This window comes from Leptospira yasudae, assembly GCF_003545925.1.
Classification (GTDB): domain Bacteria; phylum Spirochaetota; class Leptospiria; order Leptospirales; family Leptospiraceae; genus Leptospira; species Leptospira yasudae.
This window is the reverse complement of record NZ_QHCU01000005.1, coordinates 160,001-183,361: the sequence shown is the minus strand read 5'-3', so window position 1 is coordinate 183,361 and position 23,361 is coordinate 160,001. Positions and strand designations below refer to the sequence as shown.

The window sequence follows — 23,361 nt, the reverse complement described above, 5'->3', positions numbered from 1 at the left end:
GTTTCAAACGAGGTATTATACACTTTGAGTTCCCCCTCATCCGAATCCGCTTCCGGCAATGCGATTCCTTCCGAAGTCGATTTTACAAAAACCAAGAGTTTTTTACACGGAGAACTAAGCGCGCTCGGATTCTCGAGCGCCGATCTTCCGGTTGTAACCTCCGAAAAAAAAGATCTCAAGATAGAATTCGGTGTTTCCTCCGTTTCCAAAACGGCCCTCTTTGATTGTCTTCAAATTCTGAAGAATCACATCGAGAACCTGAGAATTCATACGTTCGAACCGGGATACTATTGCATCCAAGCCCTCAATGAGAATCTCTTCGAAACCAAAAATCTTTTGGATACGATCCGATTTCGATTCTATTCCGGAAGAACCAAAAATCGAGTCGAAATCACCAAAAAGGGAGATTTCACAAGGGAAGAATTGTTTGCGACCCTCGAACTCTTTAAGTTCTTAAAGTCGGAAAAAGGGGCCGAAACCGCAAAACCGGAAGAGCTCTTGGCGTCTCTGGGCGTGGAAGTCTTCAATCCCTTTGACGCGGAGAAGAGCGGGAAATCCGTTACCTTCGATCAAGTGGCCGGATATGACGGGGTCAAACAGCAGATTCTGGAATCCATCATTCTCCCGTTAAAAAACCCGGACCTGCTTGCCGAGCTTTCCAAACTCACACGCAAGTTTCCGAGCGATACTCGCCCCCGAGCCGTTCTCTTCGAAGGGGATCCGGGTGTCGGAAAAACGACGATGGCGCGCGTGGTTTCCTGTATGACGGGACTTCCTCTGATCTATGTTCCGGTAGAATCCATCATGAGTAAATACTACGGAGAAAGCGCGCAGAACATGGCGTATGTCTTTGATGCAGCCGCGCTCTTTCCGGCCTGTTTGATCTTTTTGGACGAGATCGATTCTCTCGCGGGAAGCAGAGAAGAAGGAATGTTCGAAGCCACTCGGAAGATTCTTTCCGTTCTGTTGCGAAAGATCGACGGTTTCAGCAGCCAGAGAAATTCCGTCACGATCGGGGCTACGAACCGAAAGCAGGATTTGGATCACGCCCTTCTCTCCCGATTCGATCGAACCATCTACTTCCCGTTACCCGATCTTTCCGAACGGGCCAAGGTTCTGGAGACATATGCCGTACATCTTTCCGAAGCGGAACGAACCAAAATCTCGGAAGGTTTAAACGGACATTCGGGAAGAACGATTCGGGATTTCTGCGATTTGGTGGAGCGTAAATGGGCTTCCTATCTCATTGAAAAAGGATTGAAACCGGTCCCACCACCGTATGAACTGTATCTGGAAAATAGCTCCAACCGATCGAAATAATATCGGATTTTTGAATAAAAAGTGGTGCATTCATTCAATCTGGAGTCTATTATTCCGATAATACACATAGGGTTCTATGATCAGATAATGTCTGATTTATGGGATTCAAATATCCGCTTCACTAAGGACAAGGGGAAATGAAACTTCAAAAGCTATTTTTAGTAGTTCTCGTCGCAATTTCTACTGCGGTATTTTCTCAGCAAAATTCCAACGCAGACCAGAAATCACAATCAGACGCTCAGTTAGGCCAGTCCATTCTGGAAACAGAGAGAAAACTCGATGAAAAGATCTTCGAATTGAACCAAAGACTGACACGTCATACGGTTCTTTTGAAGATGAAAGTGAGAGTTCTCCCGTTCAGAACCGTTCTGTTTAAAGGAAAGGCGAACAACGACGAATGCACTCCTGCTCTCAATCAGGAAGATCCGGCAAACAACTGCATCCGTGTGGAAGTTTACGACTTTATCCGCGATGAAGAAAGAGGATTGAACAAAACCGTTCAAGGTTCTCTCGCGAAATACATGGAGATCTACTTCGAAGGTCAGAACAGCAATGATCCTGAGCCTAGATCCGAACCTCCAAGAAACATCAACAAACTGAAATCCAAAATCTATAAGAACAATATGGTTCTGGAAGACAAGATCATCTCCGAAGTGATGGACAGAGGACCGAACACTCAACCGTCTCACAACGATAAGGTGGAAGTTTTCTTTCAAAAAGACAACTATCCAGAGTATGGTCGTCCGGAAACCCCCGCTGAAAAAGGCGTTGGAAAATACATCCTCGCGGGCGTTGAGAATACGAAAACTCACCCGATCCGCAACGCATTCAAAAAAGAATTCTATATCAAACATCTGGACCAGTTTGATAGGCTCTTTACCAAAATTTTCGATTACAACGATCAGTTAGGAAACGAAAATTACAAAGAGAACGTAGACGCTCTGAAGGAATCTCTCCGCTACTAAAAAGTGCGCTACATTCTCCCTTGTCCCCGATGCCAGACGGAACTCAGGATTCCCATAGATTTGGGAAAACTGACCGTCCGGTGTCCGCGGTGCTATGAATCTTTTTTATTCGACCCGGACACCGCCGGAAAACACGGCGGCGGTTACTTTGAAAAGGGTTCCAAAGAAGACAATCCTTATCGCAAAAGTTCTCTCGAAACCTTCTGGAATCGTTTCCGACAAAACGCATCCGACTTCGGACGCCGTTTTCGCAGCACGAGCGCGCAGACCTTCGGACAAACTCCTGGAAAACGGTTTGCAAGAAATCTTTTACTCGTTCTCTTAGCGATCGGAATCGTTCGAACCTGTTTTTTTTCTCCGTTCTCCGATTTGCAAAATCAGAATCCTTTTCCGAATCAGACTACTCCTCAGGAATCGCAGCCTCAAGAAATTATCCCAGACGAACCTTCCACTCCTCCGCAGCAAGAAACCAAACCGAAATTTGAAATTTAAACGCGTCCTCTTCCCTTGAATCTTTTAATCTGCAAAGAAGAATGGAGAATCGGAAACTCGAACCGTTTTTCCGTCAACGAGCCGAAACGCATCGAACATATATTCAAAATTCTGAATAAACAACCGGGAGATCGTCTGAAAGCGGGACTCTTGGACAAAAGCCTGGGTTTGTTGAAGATCGAAGAAATCGGACCCAAGGCCTTGATCGGAACTTACAAACCGATTCTGATTCCGAAACCTCGTTTTCCGGAAGTGCACCTCTTAATCGCGGTCAACAGACCTCCGACGGTGCGAAAGATTCTCCAGTTGGCCGGAACCTGGGGCGTGACCACAATCCGCTTCTTTTTGAGTAAAAACGCACGAAAGGAATACCTGACCTCCCCGATCTGGACCCGGAACGAAATCGAATCGGAACTTGTGGAAGGAATGGAACAGGGAAAGAATATCTTTCTTCCGAAGGTTCGTTGGGATTTCGAAAAACGAACCGGCGCCGTTTTAGAGGAAACTCTTTCCGCCGGAGAATTTGGATTCCGTTGGATTTTAGATCGAAAAGGCGATTCTCCGTCGAGGATCCTCCGCGAAAGAAAATCACATGCAGAATTACGAATGGATTCTCCCTTGAAAATTTTGGCGGCGATCGGCCCGGAAAGCGGTTTTATCAAAAGTGAAATCGATTTTTGGAAAGAGAAAGAATTTCAAACCGTTCATCTTTCCAGCCGGGTTTTGCGGACCGAAACAGCGGTCGCGTTTCTCTTGGCCCGACTGGAAGAATCCGAACTTTTTTTAGAACGTTAAGTTGCTCGAGAAAAGAACCTTCTGTTCGTCCTGGGCTTCGTATTGACTCGACGTCGTATTGTAAACCCACTTGCGGACGTTCTGCAAGCGAACCGCGGCAAATCCTAGATTGATCGCGAGTTCCAATGCCCCTTGAGAACGATCGTCGAGTTTAAAAGCTTCCTTGTTTTCGTCAAAGCCCTTCTTCATATAATATCCGTTTAACAGAACCAAGGTTCCCAAAGGAATGTAAACCCCGACGAACACCCTAGAGTTGTTCGGTCCGGAATAATTTTCGTAATTGGATTCGACCGCGATTCTATAAAAGCTGAACAACACTGTCGTAAAATATCCTTTGACCTTGGCCGCGTCCGGATCGGCCAACTTTGCCGCTTCGAGTTTCGTCTGCGGGATATTGCTCTGCAAATTGCTTTGATAACGTTCCAATTCGTAAAAACTGTCAAAATACATCGGAATATAATTGGCGGTCATATTTCTGTATTCCGGTTTTACCTGAAGATAAATGTCCTTACCGCCCAAACGAAGAATCGCTCCGTAATGCGTTCCTTTCGCTCCGTCGATCTGTTTGATCTTATTCACGTCGTAATACGGAGTAAGTTCGATGTATTTGGCGCTTAACAATTTGTACTCGAAGTCGAAACCGGTGATCGTCAACTTTTCCGTGGACTTTACGAGAGGGTTGTTGTTGTCGTCGACTCTCAATTTTCCGGTCGTATCGAACTTGAGTTCCAAAGGAGCCTTGTTGTCGAATGCGGTCGTATAACCGATCGCAAATCGATTGGCAAAGTTATCCTGATTAAAAAGTTCTTTGAGGTTTTGCGGCTTTTCCGGCTTTTTATCCGCAGGAATCATTTCCTCTTTTTTCTCTTTCGTCTTTTGATCTTCGATCAAGGCGCGATAGGATTCTTTCTCTTCGGCTCCGACTTCTTCGTAGACCTTTTTTCTTCCCGCCTCGTCCGCTACGTTTCCTTGTCCCACGGTCAACATGGTTAAGAATTTCGCGCGGCCCGTGATGATATCGAAGAGTTTGAATCCTACGGCAAACGGTCGGATATAAACGCGGGCGGAACTGACTTCTCTCGTGTAGATTGAGTTCGCGAATACCTGCACCCCTCCGTAGTCGCTGTTGATGTCTGCCTGAAGACCCACGTTATACACATCGAGTCGTTGGTTGTTGATGTATCGGTTTACGATCGTTCCGTGTCCGATATAACCGTCGAACATCTTTCCCAAATACGCGGAATACGTGACTTCTCCGGGAGTATATTTTCCGTATTGTCCGAACCAGATATTGTTGATCAAACGAAGATAATCGCTCTTTTCGTTGTAATCGAAGGAACGCAACTTTCCGATTTTGGAATTCTCCTGTTTGGGATCGACGTCATACATCAAAAAGTTCAAGGGAACGGTCAAAGAAGCCCCGAAATCCCCCCCGAAGTTGAAGTTCAACGTCGGAGCGACATAGAGATAATAGTCGTTCTGGTATTTATTGATCCCGAGATCATAGGTAAACGGATCGGCGGGATGCATGTATTGTCTGCCGGGAGGCATCCAGAGTTGAGCCTGAATTCCTGTCTGAATGGCAAAGAAAAGAAATAGGAAAGAAAATAGATATTTCGAGCGTTTGGTCATGTCGGATGGATCACCGAAGATTCTTAAAAATCCCGTTCATTCTCCTTCATCTTTAGCATACTCAATTATCGGTAGAAACGAGCCTTGAATTGCTCTTCCTACAGTCTCAAATTCGGAAAATATGCGATTTACGGGCATTAGGGGGAGAATAAGATCAGAAAACTCTAGAATTGCAATGGAAATTTTTTTATGAACCAATCCACGGAAACAGAACTTAAATCCGTTATAACGGAATTTTGTTTGACATTCTAAACCAATTTCTAAGAATTCGAAAAAAGGAGAACTAGCCGAATGCCAAGAAATTATAAACCCGAAACGATCGCGCTCCACGGAGGACAATCCCCCGACCCGACCACGACTTCCAGAGCCGTGCCGATTTACCAAACCACATCCTACGTTTTTAAAGATACGGATCATGCGGCTCGTCTTTTCGGCCTCCAGGAATTCGGAAATATCTATACGAGACTGATGAACCCGACCACCGACGTTCTCGAACAAAGAGTCGCCGCTTTGGAAGGCGGAGTTGCGGCTCTTGCGACCGCGTCCGGTCAAGCGGCGGAAACGCTCGCCCTTTTGAACATCGTGGAAACGGGACAAGAAATCGTCGCTTCCGCTTCTTTGTATGGCGGAACCTATAACCTTCTTCATTACACATTTCCGAAACTGGGAATTAAGGTTCACTTCGTTGATCCTTCCAATCCTGAAAATTTCCGTAAGGCCGTGAACGATAAGACCAGAGCCTTCTACGCGGAAACCTTAGGGAATCCTAAATTAGATACGTTGGATCTCGCCGCGATCGCCAAGGTTGCACACGAATCCGGCGTTCCTTTTGTCGTGGATAACACCCTTCCTTCTCCGTATTTGGTCAATCCGATCGAACACGGTGCGGATATCGTCGTTCACTCCCTGACGAAATTCTTAGGCGGTCACGGAACTTCCATCGGCGGGATCATCATCGATTCCGGTAAATTCAACTGGGGCAACGGCAAGTTTAAGAATTTCACCGAACCCGATCCGAGCTACCACGGACTCAAGTTCTGGGATGTGTTCGGTAAGTTCGAACCCTTCGGCGGAGTGAACATCGCATACATCATCAAAGCGAGAGTGCAAGGCCTGCGCGATACCGGAGCGGCGCTTTCTCCGTTTAACGCGTGGCAAATTCTGCAAGGAGTGGAAACTCTTCCTCTTCGAATCCGCAAACATTCCGAAAACGCTCTCGCGGTCGCCGAATACTTGAGTAAACATCCGAAAGTATCTTGGGTCAACTACCCCGGTTTGAAAACGGACAAGAACTACGCATTAGCAAAGAAGTATCATAAAAACGATCTTTACGGTGCGATTCTCGGGTTCGGGATCAAAGGAGGAGTTGCGGAAGCGAAGAAGTTCATCGACGGTCTCGAGTTATTCTCCCTTCTCGCAAACGTGGGCGACGCGAAGTCCTTGGCGATTCACCCCGCTTCGACTACGCACCAACAGTTGACTCCGGAAGAACAACTTTCGGCGGGAGTTACTCCGGACTTCGTCCGTCTTTCGGTCGGCTTGGAGAACATCGAAGATATCCTCTTCGATCTCGAAGAAGCTCTGAAGAAAGTTTGATCCCTGAGGCGATCTGACTTTTTTGGAAATCGGAAGCCACTTTTCTTTTCCGTTCTCGTCCAAGAAAGTAACTGAAAAGTTACCCGGTGGAAAGGAAAGTGGCAAGCAACTCTATGAATGAATCCGGATCGATCGGAATTGTTGAAACCAAATACGCCGAGTTCAAAGAACTTCCTTTGGACAACGGTTCCGTTTTATCTCCGGTCGTAATCGCTTACGAAACCTACGGAACTCTTTCCCCTTCCAAAGACAACGCGATCCTCATCTGCCACGCCCTTTCGGGAGACGCACACGCCGCCGGGTTTCATACCGAAGCGGAGAAGAAACCGGGTTGGTGGGACGACTACATCGGTCCCGGTAAATCCTTCGACACCAATCAATACTTTATCATCTGTTCCAACGTGATCGGAGGCTGCAAAGGTTCCTCCGGTCCTCTTTCGATTCATCCGGAAACGGGAACTCCCTACGGCTCCCGGTTTCCGTTCGTTTCCATCCAAGACATGGTGCGTGCGCAGAAACGTCTGGTTGAATCTCTCGGAATCGAAAAACTTCTTTGTGTGGCCGGTGGTTCGATGGGTGGAATGCAGGCTCTTGAATGGAGCATCGCCTATCCCGACGCACTTTCGAACTGCATCGTGATGGCTTCCACCGCGGAACATTCCGCGATGCAGATCGCATTCAACGAAGTCGGAAGACAGGCGATTCTTTCCGATCCGAATTGGAACAACGGCCTCTACGACGAGAATTCCCCTCGGAAAGGTTTGGCCCTCGCGAGAATGGTCGGTCATATCACGTATCTTTCCGACGACAAGATGAGAGAGAAATTCGGCAGGAACCCTCCGCGCGGAAACATCTTAACGACCGACTTTGCGGTGGGAAGTTATCTCATCTATCAAGGTGAAAGTTTCGTGGATCGATTCGACGCGAATTCTTATATCTACGTAACCAAGGCGCTCGATCATTACAGTTTAGGCAAAGGCAAAGAATTGACCGCGGCCCTTTCACCCGCGACGTGTAGATTTTTGATCGTATCTTATAGTTCGGATTGGTTGTATCCGCCCGCACAATCGAGAGAGATCGTAAAGTCCTTGGAAGCGGCCGACAAACGAGTGTTTTATCTGGAACTTCAATCCGGAGAAGGTCACGATTCCTTTTTACTCAAGAATCCGAAACAAATGGAAATCCTCAAAGGATTTTTGGAAAACCCGAACTAGAGAAACACGATCCACGTTATGACCCCTTTGGAAAAAAAGACATCCATCGATCTGGCATTAAAAGAAAGACCGGACTTCGCTTATATTCTCAATCTGATCCCTTCGGGATCGAGGGTTTTGGACTTGGGCTGCGGGAACGGAACGTTGTTGTATCTTTTAAAGGAAAAAGGAATCCGAGGCCAAGGAATCGAAAAGGACGAAGATTGCATCGTAGAATGTATCCAACGCGGAGTTTACGTTCATCACGGCGACATCGACGAGGGACTCGAACACCATCAGGACAAACGGTTTGATTACGTCATTCTCAACCAAACGATCCAGGAAACGAGAAACCCGGGGGAAATTTTAAAAGAATCCCTCCGCATCGGAAAAAAAGTCATCGTTGCGTTTCCGAACTTCGGTCATTGGAACGTTCGTTGGACGATTTTGACCACGGGCAAAACACCCGTAACCGACCTCCTCCCGTATCGCTGGTTCAATACGCCGAACCTGCACTTTCTTTCGGTCCTGGACTTTATCGAGTTCTGCGAAATTCAAAAATTCAAAATCGAAGACAAAGCGTATTTCCGAGACCTCTCCCGCGTCCGGTTTCGCCCGAACTTCTTTTCAAAACTCGCCCTTTTTGTAATATCATAATATTCCACTATTCTTTATTTTAATATAATAATATTATAAATTTATAACAATACCCAATTTGCGCAAACTAACTCGTCCCGAAGCTCGTCAAAACGAAGCCGTATTCGACAGTCGACAATTCACCCAGAAGGCCGTAAAAAATCGCACACTACAATCAACGATTTCATTCAAAAAGCCGTTCCAAAAAAGATCTCTTTCTAAGATCACCGATTCATCTGGAAAAAAACCCGTCCGCAAAAAACAAATTCAAGCCAAGCCGAAACCAAACGTATTTAGATTCAGACCGAACTCAGAAACGGCGCCCGGCTGGTCAGCCGATCCTCAATGAAGCGAACTTTTGAGTCCGATCTCGATCAGATCGGCAAAAACTTCTTCCATCGAAATCCCTGCGGCCTTTGCCTGCTGAGGAATCAAACTCGTTTCGGTCATCCCAGGCAAGGTGTTCGTTTCGAGAATATGAGGTTCTCCGTTTACGATGATAAAGTCGGTTCGGGAATAACCGCGACAACCGAGCGATTCGTGCGCGGCGATCGCAAGTTCTTGAACCTTCTTCATTTGTTCGTCCGGAATTCTCGCGGGCGTAATCTCATGAGAACCGCCCTGTTTGTATTTGGATTCGAAATCGAAAAATTCTCCGCCGGGAACGATTTCGGTTGCGGGTAACGCAATGCGTGAAAACGATCCGTTTCTATATCGTTCCAAAACACCGCAGGAAACTTCCACTCCCGCGAGAAAGGATTGGCTCATCACCTTGGAATCGGTTTGAAACATCTGCCCGAGCTCTTGAGCGAGTTGTTCCTTGTTCGTAATTTTATGCGTGGAAACGCTGGAACCGCCTTCCACTGGTTTTAAGAATTGCGGAAAACCCAACGTTTCCAATTTGGAAACCGCAGCCGACGGAGAAGTCGTATATTCTAATTTGCCGATCTCAAAAAACGGAGCGACCTTCTGACCGGTTTGCAGGAAAATCCGATTGGCACGGGTCTTATCCATCGCAATCGCGGAAGCGGTCACGCCCGAACCGGTATAAGGAATTCCGAGAATTCCCAGAAATCCTTGGATCGTTCCGTCTTCTCCCTTTCCTCCGTGAAGACCGAGAAAAACGATGTCCGCGTCGAGATGAGAAAGGGAATCGGTTTTGGAAACACCGTTCTTTTTTTGAAATTCTTCCAAAAAAGAATCGGGAGAATTCACTGACTCGAACGGGAGATTCATCCGATATTCTAAAGGAACCACCCAGCCTCCGTCCTTGGTCAGGAGAATGGGTTTGACCGAATGCCCCATCGCATGCAAAGTCTTACAAATAAAACAACCGGTTCGAATCGAGATACTGTGTTCCGTAGAACTGCCACCAAAAAAGACTGCGATCTTAGCCAAAAGAAATTCTCCCCAAAGAATGGATTCCGCCGAAACTTCCTAAAGAAGTTGAGAATCTTTTGCATCGTAATTCTGCTCATCTCCTCTGAAAACATCTTTTCGGAATACCCTTCCAAACCCGTGGGAGAATTCAAATCGCAGTATGATCAATTCTGGTTTCTCTATCAAAAAGAAATCAGAGCGGGAGAATCCGAGATCATCTTCCGTCCCTTTTACTCGAGTTACAGGGAGGAAAAATCCGCGTATCGATTTCAAACCGTTCTTTATCCGATCTATTACAGCGAAGAAACGAACTACTGGAAGGTATGGACCTTTCTCTTTTTCTTTACGGGAACTTCCACCTTGCACGAAGACGTGGGAGAGGATTCGGACGTATTGACTCCTCTTTTTTTCTGGGGTTGGGGGGATACGGCCCGGGAGAAGTATTTCGGCTTTTTTCCGTTTGCCGGAAGACTGAGAAACAAGATCGGCTATTCGGAAGTAAGTTTCGCTCTATTTCCGCTTTACTCGAATTGGAAATACAAGGACTACGAAGCGACCTCCGTTTTATGGCCGATCTTTTTAACGGCCTCTTCCGAAACCAGGGAAGAATTCCGATTCTTTCCGTTTTATTCTCGAAAAGTGCATCGTGGAAAATACGAACGTTATTCGGTCTTGTGGCCTTTCTTTCAATGGGGAAGCACGTTTCTCGACAAACGGGAACCCGTTCATTACAAGATCTTCTTTCCTTTGTTCGGGTTCAAGGATTCCGAAGCCGGAAACATGAAGTCGAGAGGATTTTTGATCATTCCTCTGCTTGGATCGTTTATCGGTTACGGGTACGATCGCCGAACGGGGGAAAAGGATTTCAACGCCCTCTTCTTCTTATTCCAATACGGAACCAATCAGGATGAAGACTACCGCAAACTGATCTTCTTTCCGTTTTACGGACATTACAGATTCGCCTCCAAACAAACCACGTTCGTAACTCCGTTCTACTTTCACCTGCAGACGGACACGTATCATATCAAATCCGACGATACGTTTTTCATTCCGTTTTACTTTCATTCCAAACGGAAATACGTTCAGTGGGATCGGGATGAAAGTTATTTAAAACTCTGGCCCTTGTTCAAGTATCAAAAGGATCGGGACGGAAACACGGTTTGGAACGTGCTTTCTTTGTTTCCGATCAAGTCCGAAATCGTGGACCGAATCTGGGATCCTCTCTGGTCGATCTTGGAATACCAGAAACTTTCCAACGGAGAAAAAAGGGTCTCGGTGCTGATGCGCGTGTACACGCAACGATGGACGGAAACCGAATTCCACGCGAGCATTCCTTTCGTTCTGGAACTTTCACTGACTCCCGAAAAAACTTCCTGGAAATTCCTTTACGGTCTCATCGGTTATGAAAGAATCGAAACGAACCGGAATCTTCAGCTCCTCTGGTTTATCAAAATATGAGCGAACCCATCAAAGAAAAACTCACCGAATTTTTTTACGCGAGCGGTTTTACGATCCTTCTTGTATATGAAAGTATTCTAAACCTTCCTTACAGCTTTTTTAAACGGAAAGAAATCCTGGATCAGATGTATATCACCGGGGTCGGAAGCATCTCGGTGGTTTCCATCGTCGCGGTTTTTACGGGAATGATCATGTCGTTGAACACCGGACTCGGCCTCAAGGATTTCGGCGCCGAAGGACAGATCGGACTTTTGATGACGATCACCCTTACCCGAGAAATGTCTCCGTTTATGACCGCTTTGATTCTCGCGGCGTCGATCGGTTCGGCGATGGCCGCCGAAATCGGAACGATGAAGGTTTCGGAAGAAGTCGACGCGCTCGAAGTCATGTCCATCGATCCGGTGCGTTATCTGATCTTTCCGAGGATTTTCGGTTTTTCGATCATGGTACCCGTGTTATGCGTCTATTCCACTATCCTCGGGATTTTAGGAGGGGCGATCGTAGGGTATTTTCAGTTGGGAATCGATTACTTTACCTATTTTCGAGACGTGTTCGATCGAATCGCATCCATCCCCGGTCTGAAGGATTTATATGTGGGGATCTTTAAAGGGTTCGTGTTCGGGGTGATCGTTTCCGCGATTTCCTGTTCGCACGGTCTTAGAACCTCGGGCGGAGCGATCGGAGTCGGTCGCGCCACGAGAGAATCCGTGGTCACCTCCTTCTTAATGGTGATCTTTACCGGATATATGATTACTGCCTTATTTTATAGAGAATGACGATCATGGAAACGTATGCAATCGAACTCAAAAACGTCCATAAGGCTTTCGGCAAAAGAAAAATTCTCACCGGAGTCGACCTTCATGTAAAGAAGGGAGAAACTCTCGTCATTCTCGGTCCTTCCGGAACCGGAAAATCGGTTACGCTCAAACATATCACCGGTCTTCTCGAACCGGACGCCGGAGATTGTTTTATCTTCGGGGAAAGCATTTCCCGAGTCGGATCCAAAACCAAAGAAAAACTCCGCGCAAGAATGGGAGTTCTCTTTCAATCGGGAGCCCTCATCAACTGGCTGACCGTATTCGATAACGTTGCCCTTCCCTTGCGCGAACACAAACTCGCATCCGAAGAGAAGATTCAAGAAATCGTAATGCAGAAATTAAAGTTGGTGGATATGGTCGTCGCCAAGGATAACTTCCCGAACGACATTTCCGGCGGTATGAAAAAAAGAGCGGGAATCGCAAGAGCGATCACGACCAATCCCGAAATCATTCTCTATGACGAACCTACTTCCGGTTTGGACCCGGTGATGTCCAACGTAATCAACGAACTCGTTCTGAAGATTCAAAAGGAAACGGGTGCGGCTCAAGTCGTGGTCACGCATGATATGTCGAGCGCGTATAAGATCGCGGATCGAATCAGTTTTATCTATAAGGGAAAGATCGTATTTACCGGAACGCCGGAAGAAATCCAGAATTCGGACAACGAATTGATCCAGCAATTCATTCACGGCAGAACGACCGGTCCGATGATCCTGGAAACCAAATAGGATCGAACCGATCACATAAGGAGAATTGAATATGAGTTCGTTGCGTTATCTTCTCGTGGGAGTTATTTTTACCGCAGCCATCGCCGTGGTCGGATATTTTACGATCGTAACCGAAGGAGGTCCCGTAAAAAAACGCGGGGAATTCATGAAGGTCACGTTTCGAAACGCGGAAGGAATCAAGGTCGGAAACAAGGTCACCGTTCAGGGTGTTCCGTTCGGATACGTTTCTTCGATTCGACTGATTCAGATCGACGAAAACGGAGCCGAGGTCCAAGAAGGAGAAACCGGAATCGGAACGAGAGTCGAAATTACGATGCTTCTCCGGGAAAAGATCCGTCTTTACGACAACTACGACATCATCATTAAAAACGAAAGCCTTTTGACCGGACGCGTGATTTCCATCGATCCGGGAACGACCGATCCGGAATCGGAGCGTTTGAAAAAGAGATCCACGCCCGTAACGATGATCGATTACAAGTCCGCCGGCGCGCTGAAAGGTAGAGTTTTACAGGATCCTCTCGTGAGTTTATCGGAGTTGATCTCCGAAAACAGGGGCGATATCCGTAAGACATTCTCGAACATCGCGGACATCACGACCAAAATCAACACGGGAGACGGAAGTTTAGGAAGGCTCATCAACAACGACGACGTTCACAAAAACGTTAATACGGTTTTGACGGACGCGCAGATCGTTCTCCGGGAACTTCGGGAAGGTCTCGAGGATACAAGAGAACAAACTCCGGTTACGAGCTTTATCCGCGCGGCGCTCAGCGCATTCTAATCGCAACGGGACGTTTCAAAACCGTACGGTTTGATTTTTTCGATCTGCAAATAGATTCAATTCGAGTTTAAAAACGACGCAAACTAATTTAGTATATTACAATGAAAGAATACACAATCTCCATCATCGGAACGGGAATCATGGGGCGAGGTATGGCAACCAATCTTGCCAAGGAAAATCAAAAACTTCGTCTTTATTCCAGAAATCTTTCCAAACTCTCCGATCTAAAATCGGAAAACGTTCTCCTTTTTGATTCTCCTGCGGAGGCCGCAAAAGGCGCCGATCTCGTGATCCTCTGTTTGACGGAAGACGAGGTGGTAATCCGGGAAACGTTCTCATCCGGACTTCTCGACGTTAAACCTAAGGTCCTCCTCGATTGCGGAACGACATCTCTTCCCCTCACCCTCAAACTCTCGGAAGAATGTTCCCGACGCGGAATTCGATTTTACGATTCTCCGATGACCGGTTCCAAAAACGCGGCGAGAGACGGGCAGATTCTTTTTATGGTAGGAGCGAACCGGGAAGAAGTCGCCGACATTCAATTCTTCTTCGATATTTGCGGAAAGAATACGGTGTTTTGTGGTCAGGTAGGAAGCGGACAAAAGGCGAAACTCGCACTCAACATGATCCAAGCGGGAATCTTTCAGGTATATATGGAAGGATTCGAACTCGCAAAAAAATCGGGAGTGGAACCGGATATTTTAAAGGAGATTCTTCTGCAATCCGCCGCAAGATCGGGGATCGCAGAATTTAAATTTCCCTTCGTGTTTTCCGGAAACTACGAAACTCATTTCTCCTTAAAGAATATGAGAAAGGACGTCTATCACGCGATGGAACTCGCCGAACAAAACGACACGAACCTTTCTCTTTGCAGGAATCTTCCGGAGATCTACGACTCCGGAATGAAAGCCGGTTTCGGAGAAAGCGACTTCTGCAGTCTCAACGAAGTTACAGCGAAGATCCGTCCGCCCAAATCAGAGAATCGGTGATCGCCTTTCCGTTTCCATCGACCTTCAAACGAATGTGAACGTTTTCTTCCCGAAGCCGTTTTTCGTAGCCGAGTGCCTTGGTTTCATTCACGAAAAAACGTTCGTTTCCGATCGTAAATCTTCCGTATCTGCATTCACCGCGGAGATACAGCTTACAGATCTTTTTATCCCGAAGAGTTTCCGGGTTGCAACTTTCCACAAAGGTTCCGTCCCCAGCTTCGATTTTTCCGGGATGAGAATAACAAACGCAATGCGTTCCATCATCCTTGCTGGACTTGGTCTTGGAACGAAGTGGTTCCTCACCGTCGGCAGTCTGGCAAAGAGAATACGATTGGTATTCGATGTCGTAACGCAGATAATGACCGGATAACAGATCGCGCGGATCGTATCCGCTTACGGGAAGAATCAGTTCCTTTCCCGACTTCTTTATAAATTCCAAATATACGATTTCGGATGCGAAGAACGCGACCGGAGCCGCCAACGCAAGGATCAAAAGAATTTTGAACGTTCTCATTCCTGTTCTCCCAAGAAAGTTCTCACTCTTCCTTTCAATTTTAAATATCCGATCGTAAATCCGATGATCAGGAGTCCGGAAAGAATCAATCCGAATCCGGTGTACGTCAAACTTCCGAACAAATCGAAGTAGAAATACAAGAATCGAATTCCGATGATCGCAACGGCGAGATCGAAAATTCGTTTGTGCGAGCGAAACGCGGAAGCGATTCCGAGCCAAAAAGCGATAAAAAGAAAAGCCGGAATCATGGAAACGATCCGATTCCAAACGTTTGCCGAAACGGATTCTCCATGTGAAAAGAGCAGATAAATCGGCAAATATAAAAGAAAGAAAATAATCAGACTGAAACTGAAAGACTTCTTCTGCGACGTTGTAAACGCATCCGTATTCCAAATTAAGAATATACCCGGAACGACCGTGAACAAACAAAGCAGAACTTGAGTCCAGGGGTATTGTCGGACCGCATCCAACCAATGCGCGTGGTTTTCTTCGGGAGTTCCATAGAACGTATAATCATGCGTTCCTAGAAAACCGAAGTAAGAACTTCCAACCACCAAAAACAAAACGGCCCATAAAAAGAAAGAAGCCTTTCTGGATTCCAAAGAGAATCGTTCCGAAACGACCCAGATCGTAAAGAAGCCGACCGTTGAAAAATAAAAATACTGATTCCAGAAATTCCTCCCCCAAGCGGGTTGATCCAAAATCCATCCCGTAATGAAGAGCTGAAATCCGACGGTCCACAGATGAATCAACGTCTTCGAATCCGTCGCGATCAAAAAGAGAACGTTCAATACGCACCAAAGAGCCGCGGCTTCGTAGTATTCTCCGCCTCGATGATAAACCTGCGAAACGAGGCCGATCATTGCGAGGATCAAGATCGAATTCAAAACGAGAAAGACCGTAAGAAGATTTCCGTTCTCCCGTTTCCAAAATGCGAGTCCCGCCACGAGGGATAAAACGCCGAGACCGGCGCCTAACTTCAGAACGTCCGGAATTTCTTCCCAGTTCGCGGCGATGATGGCGATCACACCGATTCCGATGACCACCACTCCTAAAATGATAAACGAATAGTAAAGATACGGCGTTTTACGGGTTTCTTCGAAGCGTAAGATCGCGTCCGATTGTTCGGAGCGAATCAATCCCGCTTCCACCCACCGTTTGAGTTTGTGTTCCAATCGCATGATGCGGAGAATTTAGAGACGATCGACTGAAATACAAGAAAATTTTCTCATTCTCAAAACACCTTTCGAATCTTTCAAAAACGGTTTACGTTTTTTTGAAATGGATTCGCTGAGTTGAGTTTCACTCGATTTCCCCGAAAGCGCGCTTCATCGCGGCCTGATAACGTTCCTTATAAAGATTTTCGGGCGTCGCTTGGGGATTTCCGATACTTTCCAAACGCTTTTTGTTTTCGGCGATTCGTTCGTCGTTCAGGGGGTGTGTGGATAAGAATTTAATCATTCGTTTTTCCGCGCCGCTTCCCCCTTCTTCCTTTTCCTTTTTTTCGATAAGAATGAAAAACGATTCGAGAGCGCCCGGATAGTATTTCGTGGATTTCAAATATTCAAAACTCATTGCGTCGGCTTCGGCTTCCGCAGAACGGCTGTTCGCCAAGGTAAGAATTTCTCCTCCTACTCTAGAGCCTAGGTTGATGAGGTTGGCCGCGTCCGATCCGAGAAAGATCGTTAAACCGATATAAATGGTGAAATAAATTCCTAGGGAATTGATGATCTGTTTTACGGAGTGCCGTTTTTCCGCGTGTGCGATTTCGTGCGCGAGAATGGCGGCTAACGTGGCTTCGTCCTGAATCAGTTTCAAAAGCCCCGTATAAACGAAGATATAACCGCCCGGAGTACAAACCGCGTTGATCGTATCGTCGTCGTCCAAAATGGAAATCTTATACGGAAATTCTTTTTTGTACTGGATCTTGTCCGATTTGAGAATTCTGTCCGCGATCGATTTTACGTATTTTTCCAGAGCCGCATTCTTGAGAATGTGCATTCCTTCCTTTCCGTCTTTTGCGTTTTCCAAAAAGGATTTTCCGATCTGAAGATCCAATTCGATCGGAACGACGGAATCGATGATCGCACCGCATCCCCAAAAATAAACGATGGTAAAAAGCAGAACCAGCTTTGGAAAAATCTTATTCATAGGAAGACATTCTTTTCGGATCTTCGATCAAAATCAAAGCAGAATTTTCCCGACGGAAATCGGGGATTCTTGTATGAGCTCCTACACTTTGTAGAGAATTTCAGTCGCACTTTACGATCCTTTGCAGGAGTTCCCACACTTTACGATCCTTTGCAGGAGTTCCCACACTTTACGATCCTTTGCAGGAGTTCCCACACTTTACGTTCAAAGTGCTTGTTCCGTTCTACGGAAAATCGTAGCAGTTCCTACGTTCAGTCGACGCTCAAAACGGTTTCGTAACCGCCATAGGCGCGGATATTGATCACGCCGGATTGAAAGAGAAGATACTGTCCTTTGATTCCGGTAAGAACGTCTTCGAGAATCGGATTTTTTTCCGGAGCCAAGGACTGGATCTTTTTCGGATAGGCCTGCACCGGATATCGAATCGTAGTCGGGGTTTCCTGGGGAGAAACCTTATAGTCCAGATCCAAATCGAGTTCCTCGATCTTTTGCAGAAATTCCTTTTTACGTTCCGCGAGATCGATCGGTTCCGGATCGCCAGCGACCATCTTTTGCCAGGTCGTTCTGTCCGATAAAACCTTGGAAAGTTCTTTCTCGATAATTCCCGCGTCCCTTCTCGAAGTCACTTCCACCAGAGGAATTCCCTGAACCGCGCCTTGATCCACCCATCGATTGGACACGGGATTTTCTTTCGTGATTCCCACCTTGATCGCAGAACTGTTGGCGAGATAGACGGTATGAGAAATAAAACAATGAGATTCTCCCCAATCGGGTTCCCTGCAGGTTCCGAGATGGAAGTGGCACGTGTCCGGTCTTAAAATACAGAGATCGTTTTCGGCCAACGTTTGAAAACATGTGAAACAGTTTCCCTGGTTGAAACTTTTTTTGGTGATTCTCCCGCAGGAAACGCAGCGGATCTTTCCGGTGAACTCGAGTTTCACCTTTTGTCCGAGATAGTTTAGAATATTAGAATTTTCTTGAATATGTGCTTCTTGTTTTTCGGAGGAATCGGAATCGTAAGTCGCGGTGACCCAGATATAAGAGACCGGATCGATTCCTTGATGATCCATCATCCTCAAAAAACCGGAAGCGATCGGTTTCATGGGAATAGGATTTCTCTTCCGCCGAGCGGTCTTAAGATCGAATCCACTTTCACTTCCAAGATGGCGTTCAACTTGGAACCGGACCAATCGAAAATCAGGATTCGATCCTGAAATTCATAATGACTCAGCCGTCCATCGTGAAGATAAAACGCACGCAGAGATTCGCCCGGATTTTCCTCGGAACTCAATTGAACCACATTCTTCCCCGAGATGGTGGTTCCGGAATAAAGCTGAACATTCTTGAATTCTTTGAAGTTCGTATTCGGTCCGGCGAGCGCGGACGCAGGGGAAACCGTTTCCGGAGCCGGCGCAGGAGACGGAACGGAAAGTTTTTCCGAAGATCCTGCGGACGGATATTGTTGTTTCAAAAGTCCGCAGAAAAACGGTCCCGGCAATTCCGGCAAACTCAGAGCGCAGGAAGAATTCTCCCAAACCTGTTCCTGAGCGGCGGGATATTCCCTCCGCAAACTCTGCGCCACTTTCGCGTACGTGTAATATTTCAATCTTCCGATCAATTCCCGGAGAGAATATTCCTTCCACTTCGCTTCTTCCGCGGACAAAAAGGAAACATTCAAAAATAAGAATAGAATTCCTCCGAGCGCAATTCGAGTCGAAGTCTCGAACACGGACGATTTTTTAGTAGAGGTAATACTTTTTAATCTTCTCATTGTATTCTTTCTCGGCAGAATTTAAGAATTCAGAATACTGATCGTAACTTTTTCCGCTGTCGATCGCTTTTCGAAAGGATTCCGTTCCCCACAGAAAATCGATGTTATGCGTTCCGTCCGGATACGATCTCCATTTGAACTCTTTGTATTGATTTTTCAGACCCGCGATCAACTTAAAAGCCATTTTCAACGGATCGTATTTTCGATTTACGACGGTTAGTCGAAGTCCTCGGCAGATTTCGTTTTTATACGGCCCGAAAACGGGTTTGAAAAATACGGTTTGGTAGTAATAATCTCCGCCGGAATTCTGATTCAATTCTTCCGCCAACTTTTCGGGCTCGATCATCCAAGGCGCTCCGAAGTAAACGAAAGGCGCGGTCGTTCCGCGTCCTACGGAAACGTTGACTCCTTCCAATAAAACCAAACCGAGGTAATTGATCGCAGAGTCGACGGTGGGAAGATTCGGAGACGGAGTCGTCCAAGGAATTCCTTCCTTGTCCCAATCGAAAGAACGTTTTGCGTTTTTGGGTGCGATGACTTCCAAACGAATTTTTTTATCCAGATATTCGGTGTTGTAAAAGAGAGCGGATTCCCCCAAAGTCAAACCTCCGAAAAACAGGGAAGGAAATTCTCCAGCGAAGTTGAGAAACCGTTTGTCGATCATCTCTCCTCTTCCCTTGAGATACAGAGCCGGGTTTACGTGATCGAGTACGATCAATCTCGTTCCGGCAGGATCGGGAATCCCGTCCATGATTCTTTTTAAAACCGTGAGATAGGTATAACATCTCATTCCCATATCCTGCACGTCGAATAGGATCGCATCCGCTCCTTTCAAAATCGCAGGCAGTTCCGCATTCTTCACGCGGTAGATATGATAGATGGGAAGATTGAAAAATTCGTCCACGGTTACGGGAGATTTACTGAAGTCCTCTTCCAGTCCGAGAAATCCGTGTTCGAGTCCGATCAGATGTTTGATCTTTACGTCGTGTTTTTTAAATTCGCGGATAATCCGTTCGGGGCTTCTTCCTATACCGGAAGGATTGGTGATGAGAATTACGTTTTTACCCGAAAGTCCCGGAAGAACGTTGTTATAAAATTCGTTTTCCGAAGGAACGAGTTTCGCGTCGGCGATATGTTTACGAAAGCTTTTTTCCGCGCAGGCAACCGAAGGGAGGAAGAGAAAAAAAATGACTAAAAGGAAGAATTTTTTCTTTATTTTTGTGTAGAGCATCCGAGAATTCCTATTTTGTTTACAAAAATCCCTCAAACCTATTCTTCAAGGAGAAAAACGACAAAATGAATCGTTTCCCTACCACCAGGCTTATCGCGGCCTTAGCAGTTATTTCTTTCGCAGTCAGCTGCGGTTCTTCCGGATCCACTCGTGGTAAGAAGAAAGAGTTCTATGAAAAAGAAGGTAACAAGGTTACCGTAATCGGCGAGGCTCCCATCTATAACGGAGACAAGCAGATCGCAAAACAAAGAGCTCTGAAAGACGCAAAGATCAACGCGGTTCGTAAAGTAATCGGCGAAGAAATCAGCAACAAGAGCAAGGCTTCCGATGGAGAAAGTTTAGGTTCCAGCCTTCTTTCCAAAACGGACGCGTTCGTTAAGAGCTACGATATCATCGACGAGGCTGAAGGCAAGATCGATACTCAGCCGATGTTAAAACTCACGGTTCGCTGCGAAGTGGAAGAATCCAAAATCTCCACCGCGGTTGACAATCTTCTCGCGGACGTAGGAAATCCTAGAGTCGCTGTTTTGGTTCTTGGAAAAGTGGGAGGAGCTCCCGTAATTCCTGCAGGTCCGAACAACTTCGGAGAAGCTGAGATCATCAAAGCTCTGAAGAAAAACGGAAACAAGATCATCGATCCCGCTCTTACCGCAAAGAAAGTCGGTAAGAATCAAGTGGACGCTGAAAAAGTGGAAGGTTCTCCTCTGATCAAGATTCTCGCGGAAGCTCTGCAAGCGGAAGTATTGGTTCTTGCAACCGTGGAAACCGAAGATCAACAACCTCTGGAATCCGTAAACGGAAAGGCTCTGGAAAGAACCATCTACAACACTGCTGCAACGGGAACTTACAAAGTGGTTCTTCTTTGGGGCGACGGTAAGATCGTAGACAGCGGAACCGCTGACGGACGCGGCGCGGACATCACTCAAAAAGTTTCCAGAGAAAAAGCGATCGCAGAATGGGCGACTTCCGTTTCTAAAAAAGTAAACAACCAGTTAAAAGAAGAATGGTTCAATCTCACCGAGAACAACCCGATCGTTCTGAAGTTTACCGGTTTGAACGCGGACGAAGCGACTAAGTTCAAAGACGATCTTACCGAGTTTACAGCCGCGAAAGAAGTGAACGTAAGAACTTCCGATACGAACGGTTCCGAGTGGGAAGTAATCTATCCGGGTAAAGACGCTCTTTTCCAAGAAGAATTGGTTTACAAAAAAGACAGAGGATTCTCTTTCTTAGCGACTAAGTCTTTGGAAGTAAAATCGGCTACGCGCGGAGTGGTTACCTTAGAATTCAAACCTTTGAAATAAGTTTTACGCTTTCTTTCAAAGTAAACGAAATCCCCGAGATTCAACTCGGGGATTTTTTTTGTCTTTCTTTTAACCGGTTTCACCGATCCCAAAACGGTTTCGAAAATCCTAGATCCCAATTGGAACAAAGATCCATTTCCCTTGCAAAAGAATCTTAAAATCGAATTTCTTTTACCCGCCGTATTCATCGGTGCGATTTGTTATACCGTTCTCAGCTTCGCCTTTTACATTCTTCTCAATTATTGGATGATGCACGGACAAGCCGGAAGCCCGTATCGAAACGGAGGGTGGATTGATCCGAACGAAGCGTTTCGATTGTTCCAAGAACTTATCTTATTCTACTATACGCCGCTCGGCGCTCTATTCGGTCTGATCACAACGTTTTTCTTTCGAATTCGCTCCCTCAGAGCCATGTTTTTCATTTCCATTTTCTCTTGGATTGCACTGATTTTCGTTGTTTGCATGGTAGGAATCTTTTTACGTTAGCAAACAAATACTTTCGCCCAAAGGCCCAAGGCGGCGGAAAAGTAAGCTCGAAAAAAGGCCGGAAAAACTTACCAAAAAGAATTCTCCAATTCTCGGAATTGTTTTGGCATACGATTTATAATTCGAACCAAAAAATCCGATCATCAATCTATAACAAAGAACATTCAAGAACCGGAATATTCTTTTTTTAGATCGCTTCTTCGTTTCAAATCAAAACTCTGTCTTACGGTCTAGGAATTCCATTCGCATAACGTTTATGCAATGGGCTGCCCTCGATCCATCTATATTCACTTTGGAGATTGTTATGAAAAAAATTTCATCCATCGTTCTAAGCCTCTTCGCGATTTTCGCTTTGTTCGCGAATTGTTCCAAGAACGACAACTCGGCTTCGGCTCGCATCGAGCGCGGAAAAAAATTGGTTCTTGTAGGCGGATGCGGCGATTGCCATACGCCGAAAACGATGACGGCCCAAGGTCCCGTTCCCGATGATTCGAAATTCTTAGCCGGGTATTTGGAAACGAACCGATTGCCTGATTACAAAAGTTTTCAAAACTCTCCTTGGCTTCTTTTTACGGGAGATCTTACGGCGGTCGTCGGTCCTTGGGGAGTCAGCTTTGCGAAAAATATCACACCCGATAAAGAAACCGGGATTGGAGGCTGGACCGAAGAAATGTTCGTTCAAACGGTTCGCACACAAAAAAGAATGGGAGTCGGCAGACCGCTCCTTCCTCCGATGGGACCGATCTTTGCGGCCAACTTAAGCGCGTTAAACGATGAAGAATTGAAGGATATCTTCGCGTATCTCAAATCCATCAAACCGGTTCGCAATCAGGTTCCGGAACCGATCCTTCATTAAAAAGAAATCAAACGGGCTGTCAAACGCAGTCCGTTTATTTTTTCCTCTCTTCCAAAAATCGCGTTTTTCAAAGCTTCGGAAAGTATTCGACGTAAGTCGCCGCTCCGAATCACTATTCTAAGAAAACGTAAAAAAAGATTTAGAACTCAGAGATATACAATGAAACGAATTCTCAAAAAAATGAAGGCGGAGGCCATATCACCACCCCGGCCCGCATATGAACAAATTCTGTGGTCTTGGATCGGAGGAACTCTCGGAATCTCCT

At 46.2% G+C, this 23,361-nt stretch carries 24 protein-coding genes (1 of these 24 running past the window's edge); 16 read left to right on the top strand and 8 right to left on the bottom strand.

Annotation, left to right across the window (positions count from 1 at the left end):
• Window positions 1–24: 24 nt before the first annotated feature.
• The 4 genes from DLM76_RS15075 to DLM76_RS15060 all read left to right on the top strand — a co-directional run bounded on the left by DLM76_RS15075 (window position 25) and on the right by DLM76_RS15060 (window position 3,572).
• Window positions 25–1,320, top strand: coding sequence for an AAA family ATPase (locus DLM76_RS15075; RefSeq protein ID WP_118956712.1), 1,296 nt, complete (start codon window positions 25–27; stop codon window positions 1,318–1,320).
• 137 nt (window positions 1,321–1,457) lie between these two features.
• Complete coding sequence (gene fcpB / locus DLM76_RS15070) at window positions 1,458–2,285, top strand: flagellar-coiling protein FcpB (RefSeq protein WP_118956713.1); 828 nt, start codon at window positions 1,458–1,460, stop codon at window positions 2,283–2,285.
• Between the two features lie 60 nt (window positions 2,286–2,345).
• Window positions 2,346–2,777 (top strand): hypothetical protein, encoded by a 432-nt coding sequence (locus DLM76_RS15065; RefSeq protein WP_118965714.1) that lies wholly within the window; start codon window positions 2,346–2,348, stop codon window positions 2,775–2,777.
• A gap of 15 nt (window positions 2,778–2,792) precedes the next feature.
• Window positions 2,793–3,572, top strand: a complete 780-nt coding sequence (locus DLM76_RS15060) for an RsmE family RNA methyltransferase (RefSeq protein WP_118965713.1) — start codon at window positions 2,793–2,795, stop codon at window positions 3,570–3,572.
• On the opposite strand, the gene impL63 is transcribed toward DLM76_RS15060, so the two are convergent.
• Window positions 3,561–5,204 carry a cytoplasmic membrane protein ImpL63 gene (gene impL63 / locus DLM76_RS15055; protein WP_118965712.1) on the bottom strand — a complete coding sequence of 548 codons (1,644 nt, stop codon included), beginning with the start codon at window positions 5,202–5,204 and terminating at the stop codon, window positions 3,561–3,563. The two genes, DLM76_RS15060 and impL63, sit on opposite strands and share 12 nt — an antisense overlap.
• 291 nt (window positions 5,205–5,495) lie before the next feature.
• Here impL63 and DLM76_RS15050 point away from each other — a divergent pair, with 291 nt between their 5' ends.
• From DLM76_RS15050 to metW, 3 genes are all read left to right on the top strand, one after another.
• Window positions 5,496–6,800 (top strand): O-acetylhomoserine aminocarboxypropyltransferase/cysteine synthase family protein, encoded by a 1,305-nt coding sequence (locus tag DLM76_RS15050; RefSeq protein ID WP_118965711.1) that lies wholly within the window; start codon window positions 5,496–5,498, stop codon window positions 6,798–6,800.
• A 113-nt stretch (window positions 6,801–6,913) separates the two neighbouring features.
• A complete protein-coding gene (gene metX / locus DLM76_RS15045; RefSeq protein WP_118956718.1) occupies window positions 6,914–8,014 on the top strand; it encodes a homoserine O-acetyltransferase MetX in 1,101 nt (366 codons plus the stop codon).
• A gap of 18 nt (window positions 8,015–8,032) precedes the next feature.
• On the top strand, window positions 8,033–8,650 hold the full coding sequence (metW, locus tag DLM76_RS15040) for a methionine biosynthesis protein MetW (RefSeq protein ID WP_118965710.1): 618 nt from the start codon (window positions 8,033–8,035) through the stop codon (window positions 8,648–8,650).
• 321 nt (window positions 8,651–8,971) lie between these two features.
• Here metW and DLM76_RS15035 read toward each other — a convergent pair whose 3' ends face one another.
• The gene (locus tag DLM76_RS15035) at window positions 8,972–10,027 is read right to left on the bottom strand and encodes a D-alanine--D-alanine ligase (protein WP_118956721.1); all 1,056 of its coding nucleotides are present in this window, start codon (window positions 10,025–10,027) and stop codon (window positions 8,972–8,974) included.
• On the opposite strand from DLM76_RS15035, the gene DLM76_RS15030 reads away from it, so the two are divergent.
• The 5 genes from DLM76_RS15030 to DLM76_RS15010 all read left to right on the top strand — a co-directional run bounded on the left by DLM76_RS15030 (window position 9,983) and on the right by DLM76_RS15010 (window position 14,783).
• Window positions 9,983–11,467, top strand: a complete 1,485-nt coding sequence (locus DLM76_RS15030) for a hypothetical protein (RefSeq protein WP_167450778.1) — start codon at window positions 9,983–9,985, stop codon at window positions 11,465–11,467. The genes DLM76_RS15035 and DLM76_RS15030 overlap by 45 nt on opposite strands.
• A complete protein-coding gene (locus DLM76_RS15025; RefSeq protein ID WP_118956722.1) occupies window positions 11,464–12,243 on the top strand; it encodes an MlaE family ABC transporter permease in 780 nt (259 codons plus the stop codon). The genes DLM76_RS15030 and DLM76_RS15025 overlap by 4 nt, the downstream gene beginning before the upstream one ends.
• Window positions 12,244–12,248: 5 nt before the next feature.
• Window positions 12,249–13,013: an ABC transporter ATP-binding protein gene (locus DLM76_RS15020; RefSeq protein ID WP_118956883.1), complete on the top strand. Its 765-nt coding sequence runs from the start codon at window positions 12,249–12,251 to the stop codon at window positions 13,011–13,013.
• Between the two features lie 31 nt (window positions 13,014–13,044).
• A complete protein-coding gene (gene mce / locus DLM76_RS15015) occupies window positions 13,045–13,794 on the top strand; it encodes a mammalian cell entry protein Mce (RefSeq protein WP_118956723.1) in 750 nt (249 codons plus the stop codon).
• Between the two features lie 101 nt (window positions 13,795–13,895).
• Complete coding sequence (locus DLM76_RS15010; RefSeq protein ID WP_118965709.1) at window positions 13,896–14,783, top strand: NAD(P)-dependent oxidoreductase; 888 nt, start codon at window positions 13,896–13,898, stop codon at window positions 14,781–14,783.
• On the opposite strand, the gene DLM76_RS15005 is transcribed toward DLM76_RS15010, so the two are convergent.
• The 6 genes from DLM76_RS15005 to DLM76_RS14980 form a co-directional block, all read right to left on the bottom strand.
• Window positions 14,743–15,297 carry a GDYXXLXY domain-containing protein gene (locus DLM76_RS15005; protein ID WP_118956725.1) on the bottom strand — a complete coding sequence of 185 codons (555 nt, stop codon included), beginning with the start codon at window positions 15,295–15,297 and terminating at the stop codon, window positions 14,743–14,745. The two genes, DLM76_RS15010 and DLM76_RS15005, sit on opposite strands and share 41 nt — an antisense overlap.
• The gene (locus DLM76_RS15000) at window positions 15,294–16,478 is read right to left on the bottom strand and encodes a DUF2157 domain-containing protein (protein WP_118956726.1); all 1,185 of its coding nucleotides are present in this window, start codon (window positions 16,476–16,478) and stop codon (window positions 15,294–15,296) included. Before DLM76_RS15000 ends, DLM76_RS15005 begins: the two co-directional genes overlap by 4 nt.
• A gap of 121 nt (window positions 16,479–16,599) precedes the next feature.
• The gene (locus tag DLM76_RS14995) at window positions 16,600–17,448 is read right to left on the bottom strand and encodes a M48 family metalloprotease (RefSeq protein WP_118956727.1); all 849 of its coding nucleotides are present in this window, start codon (window positions 17,446–17,448) and stop codon (window positions 16,600–16,602) included.
• A 251-nt stretch (window positions 17,449–17,699) separates the two neighbouring features.
• Window positions 17,700–18,551, bottom strand: a complete 852-nt coding sequence (locus tag DLM76_RS14990) for a DUF2797 domain-containing protein (RefSeq protein ID WP_118965708.1) — start codon at window positions 18,549–18,551, stop codon at window positions 17,700–17,702.
• Complete coding sequence (locus DLM76_RS14985; RefSeq protein WP_118965707.1) at window positions 18,548–19,219, bottom strand: LIC_11883 family protein; 672 nt, start codon at window positions 19,217–19,219, stop codon at window positions 18,548–18,550. The genes DLM76_RS14990 and DLM76_RS14985 overlap by 4 nt, the downstream gene beginning before the upstream one ends.
• Complete coding sequence (locus DLM76_RS14980; RefSeq protein WP_118965706.1) at window positions 19,188–20,450, bottom strand: exo-beta-N-acetylmuramidase NamZ family protein; 1,263 nt, start codon at window positions 20,448–20,450, stop codon at window positions 19,188–19,190. Before DLM76_RS14980 ends, DLM76_RS14985 begins: the two co-directional genes overlap by 32 nt.
• Before the next feature lie 65 nt (window positions 20,451–20,515).
• Between DLM76_RS14980 and DLM76_RS14975 the strand changes: the two genes are divergently transcribed.
• The 4 genes from DLM76_RS14975 to DLM76_RS14960 form a co-directional block, all read left to right on the top strand.
• Complete coding sequence (locus DLM76_RS14975) at window positions 20,516–21,754, top strand: lipoprotein LipL46 (protein ID WP_118956884.1); 1,239 nt, start codon at window positions 20,516–20,518, stop codon at window positions 21,752–21,754.
• A gap of 141 nt (window positions 21,755–21,895) precedes the next feature.
• A complete protein-coding gene (locus DLM76_RS14970; RefSeq protein ID WP_118956731.1) occupies window positions 21,896–22,240 on the top strand; it encodes a hypothetical protein in 345 nt (114 codons plus the stop codon).
• Between the two features lie 304 nt (window positions 22,241–22,544).
• Window positions 22,545–23,096 (top strand): c-type cytochrome, encoded by a 552-nt coding sequence (locus DLM76_RS14965; RefSeq protein WP_118956732.1) that lies wholly within the window; start codon window positions 22,545–22,547, stop codon window positions 23,094–23,096.
• 159 nt (window positions 23,097–23,255) lie between these two features.
• Window positions 23,256–23,361, top strand: the 5' portion of a protein-coding gene (locus tag DLM76_RS14960; RefSeq protein WP_118965705.1) for an HPP family protein. The gene runs 404 nt beyond the window's last position; only the first 106 of its 510 coding nucleotides appear in the window; its start codon is at window positions 23,256–23,258; its stop codon lies off the right edge, out of view.

What these genes read in the sequence shown, in the direction of transcription:
- metX (WP_118956718.1), top strand. Translation starts at nt 6,914, where the DNA reads ATGAATGAATCCGGATCGATCGGAATTGTTGAAACCAAATACGCCGAG.
- DLM76_RS14965 (WP_118956732.1), top strand. Translation starts at nt 22,545, where the DNA reads ATGAAAAAAATTTCATCCATCGTTCTAAGCCTCTTCGCGATTTTCGCT.
- DLM76_RS14975 (WP_118956884.1), top strand. Translation starts at nt 20,516, where the DNA reads ATGAATCGTTTCCCTACCACCAGGCTTATCGCGGCCTTAGCAGTTATT.
- DLM76_RS14990 (WP_118965708.1), bottom strand. Translation starts at nt 18,551, where the DNA reads ATGAAACCGATCGCTTCCGGTTTTTTGAGGATGATGGATCATCAAGGA.
- DLM76_RS15000 (WP_118956726.1), bottom strand. Translation starts at nt 16,478, where the DNA reads ATGCGATTGGAACACAAACTCAAACGGTGGGTGGAAGCGGGATTGATT.
- DLM76_RS15010 (WP_118965709.1), top strand. Translation starts at nt 13,896, where the DNA reads ATGAAAGAATACACAATCTCCATCATCGGAACGGGAATCATGGGGCGA.
- DLM76_RS15025 (WP_118956722.1), top strand. Translation starts at nt 11,464, where the DNA reads ATGAGCGAACCCATCAAAGAAAAACTCACCGAATTTTTTTACGCGAGC.
- metW (WP_118965710.1), top strand. Translation starts at nt 8,033, where the DNA reads ATGACCCCTTTGGAAAAAAAGACATCCATCGATCTGGCATTAAAAGAA.
- mce (WP_118956723.1), top strand. Translation starts at nt 13,045, where the DNA reads ATGAGTTCGTTGCGTTATCTTCTCGTGGGAGTTATTTTTACCGCAGCC.
- DLM76_RS15005 (WP_118956725.1), bottom strand. Translation starts at nt 15,297, where the DNA reads ATGAGAACGTTCAAAATTCTTTTGATCCTTGCGTTGGCGGCTCCGGTC.
- DLM76_RS15050 (WP_118965711.1), top strand. Translation starts at nt 5,496, where the DNA reads ATGCCAAGAAATTATAAACCCGAAACGATCGCGCTCCACGGAGGACAA.
- fcpB (WP_118956713.1), top strand. Translation starts at nt 1,458, where the DNA reads ATGAAACTTCAAAAGCTATTTTTAGTAGTTCTCGTCGCAATTTCTACT.
- DLM76_RS14980 (WP_118965706.1), bottom strand. Translation starts at nt 20,450, where the DNA reads ATGCTCTACACAAAAATAAAGAAAAAATTCTTCCTTTTAGTCATTTTT.
- DLM76_RS14995 (WP_118956727.1), bottom strand. Translation starts at nt 17,448, where the DNA reads ATGAATAAGATTTTTCCAAAGCTGGTTCTGCTTTTTACCATCGTTTAT.
- DLM76_RS15020 (WP_118956883.1), top strand. Translation starts at nt 12,249, where the DNA reads ATGGAAACGTATGCAATCGAACTCAAAAACGTCCATAAGGCTTTCGGC.
- impL63 (WP_118965712.1), bottom strand. Translation starts at nt 5,204, where the DNA reads ATGACCAAACGCTCGAAATATCTATTTTCTTTCCTATTTCTTTTCTTT.
- DLM76_RS14985 (WP_118965707.1), bottom strand. Translation starts at nt 19,219, where the DNA reads ATGAGAAGATTAAAAAGTATTACCTCTACTAAAAAATCGTCCGTGTTC.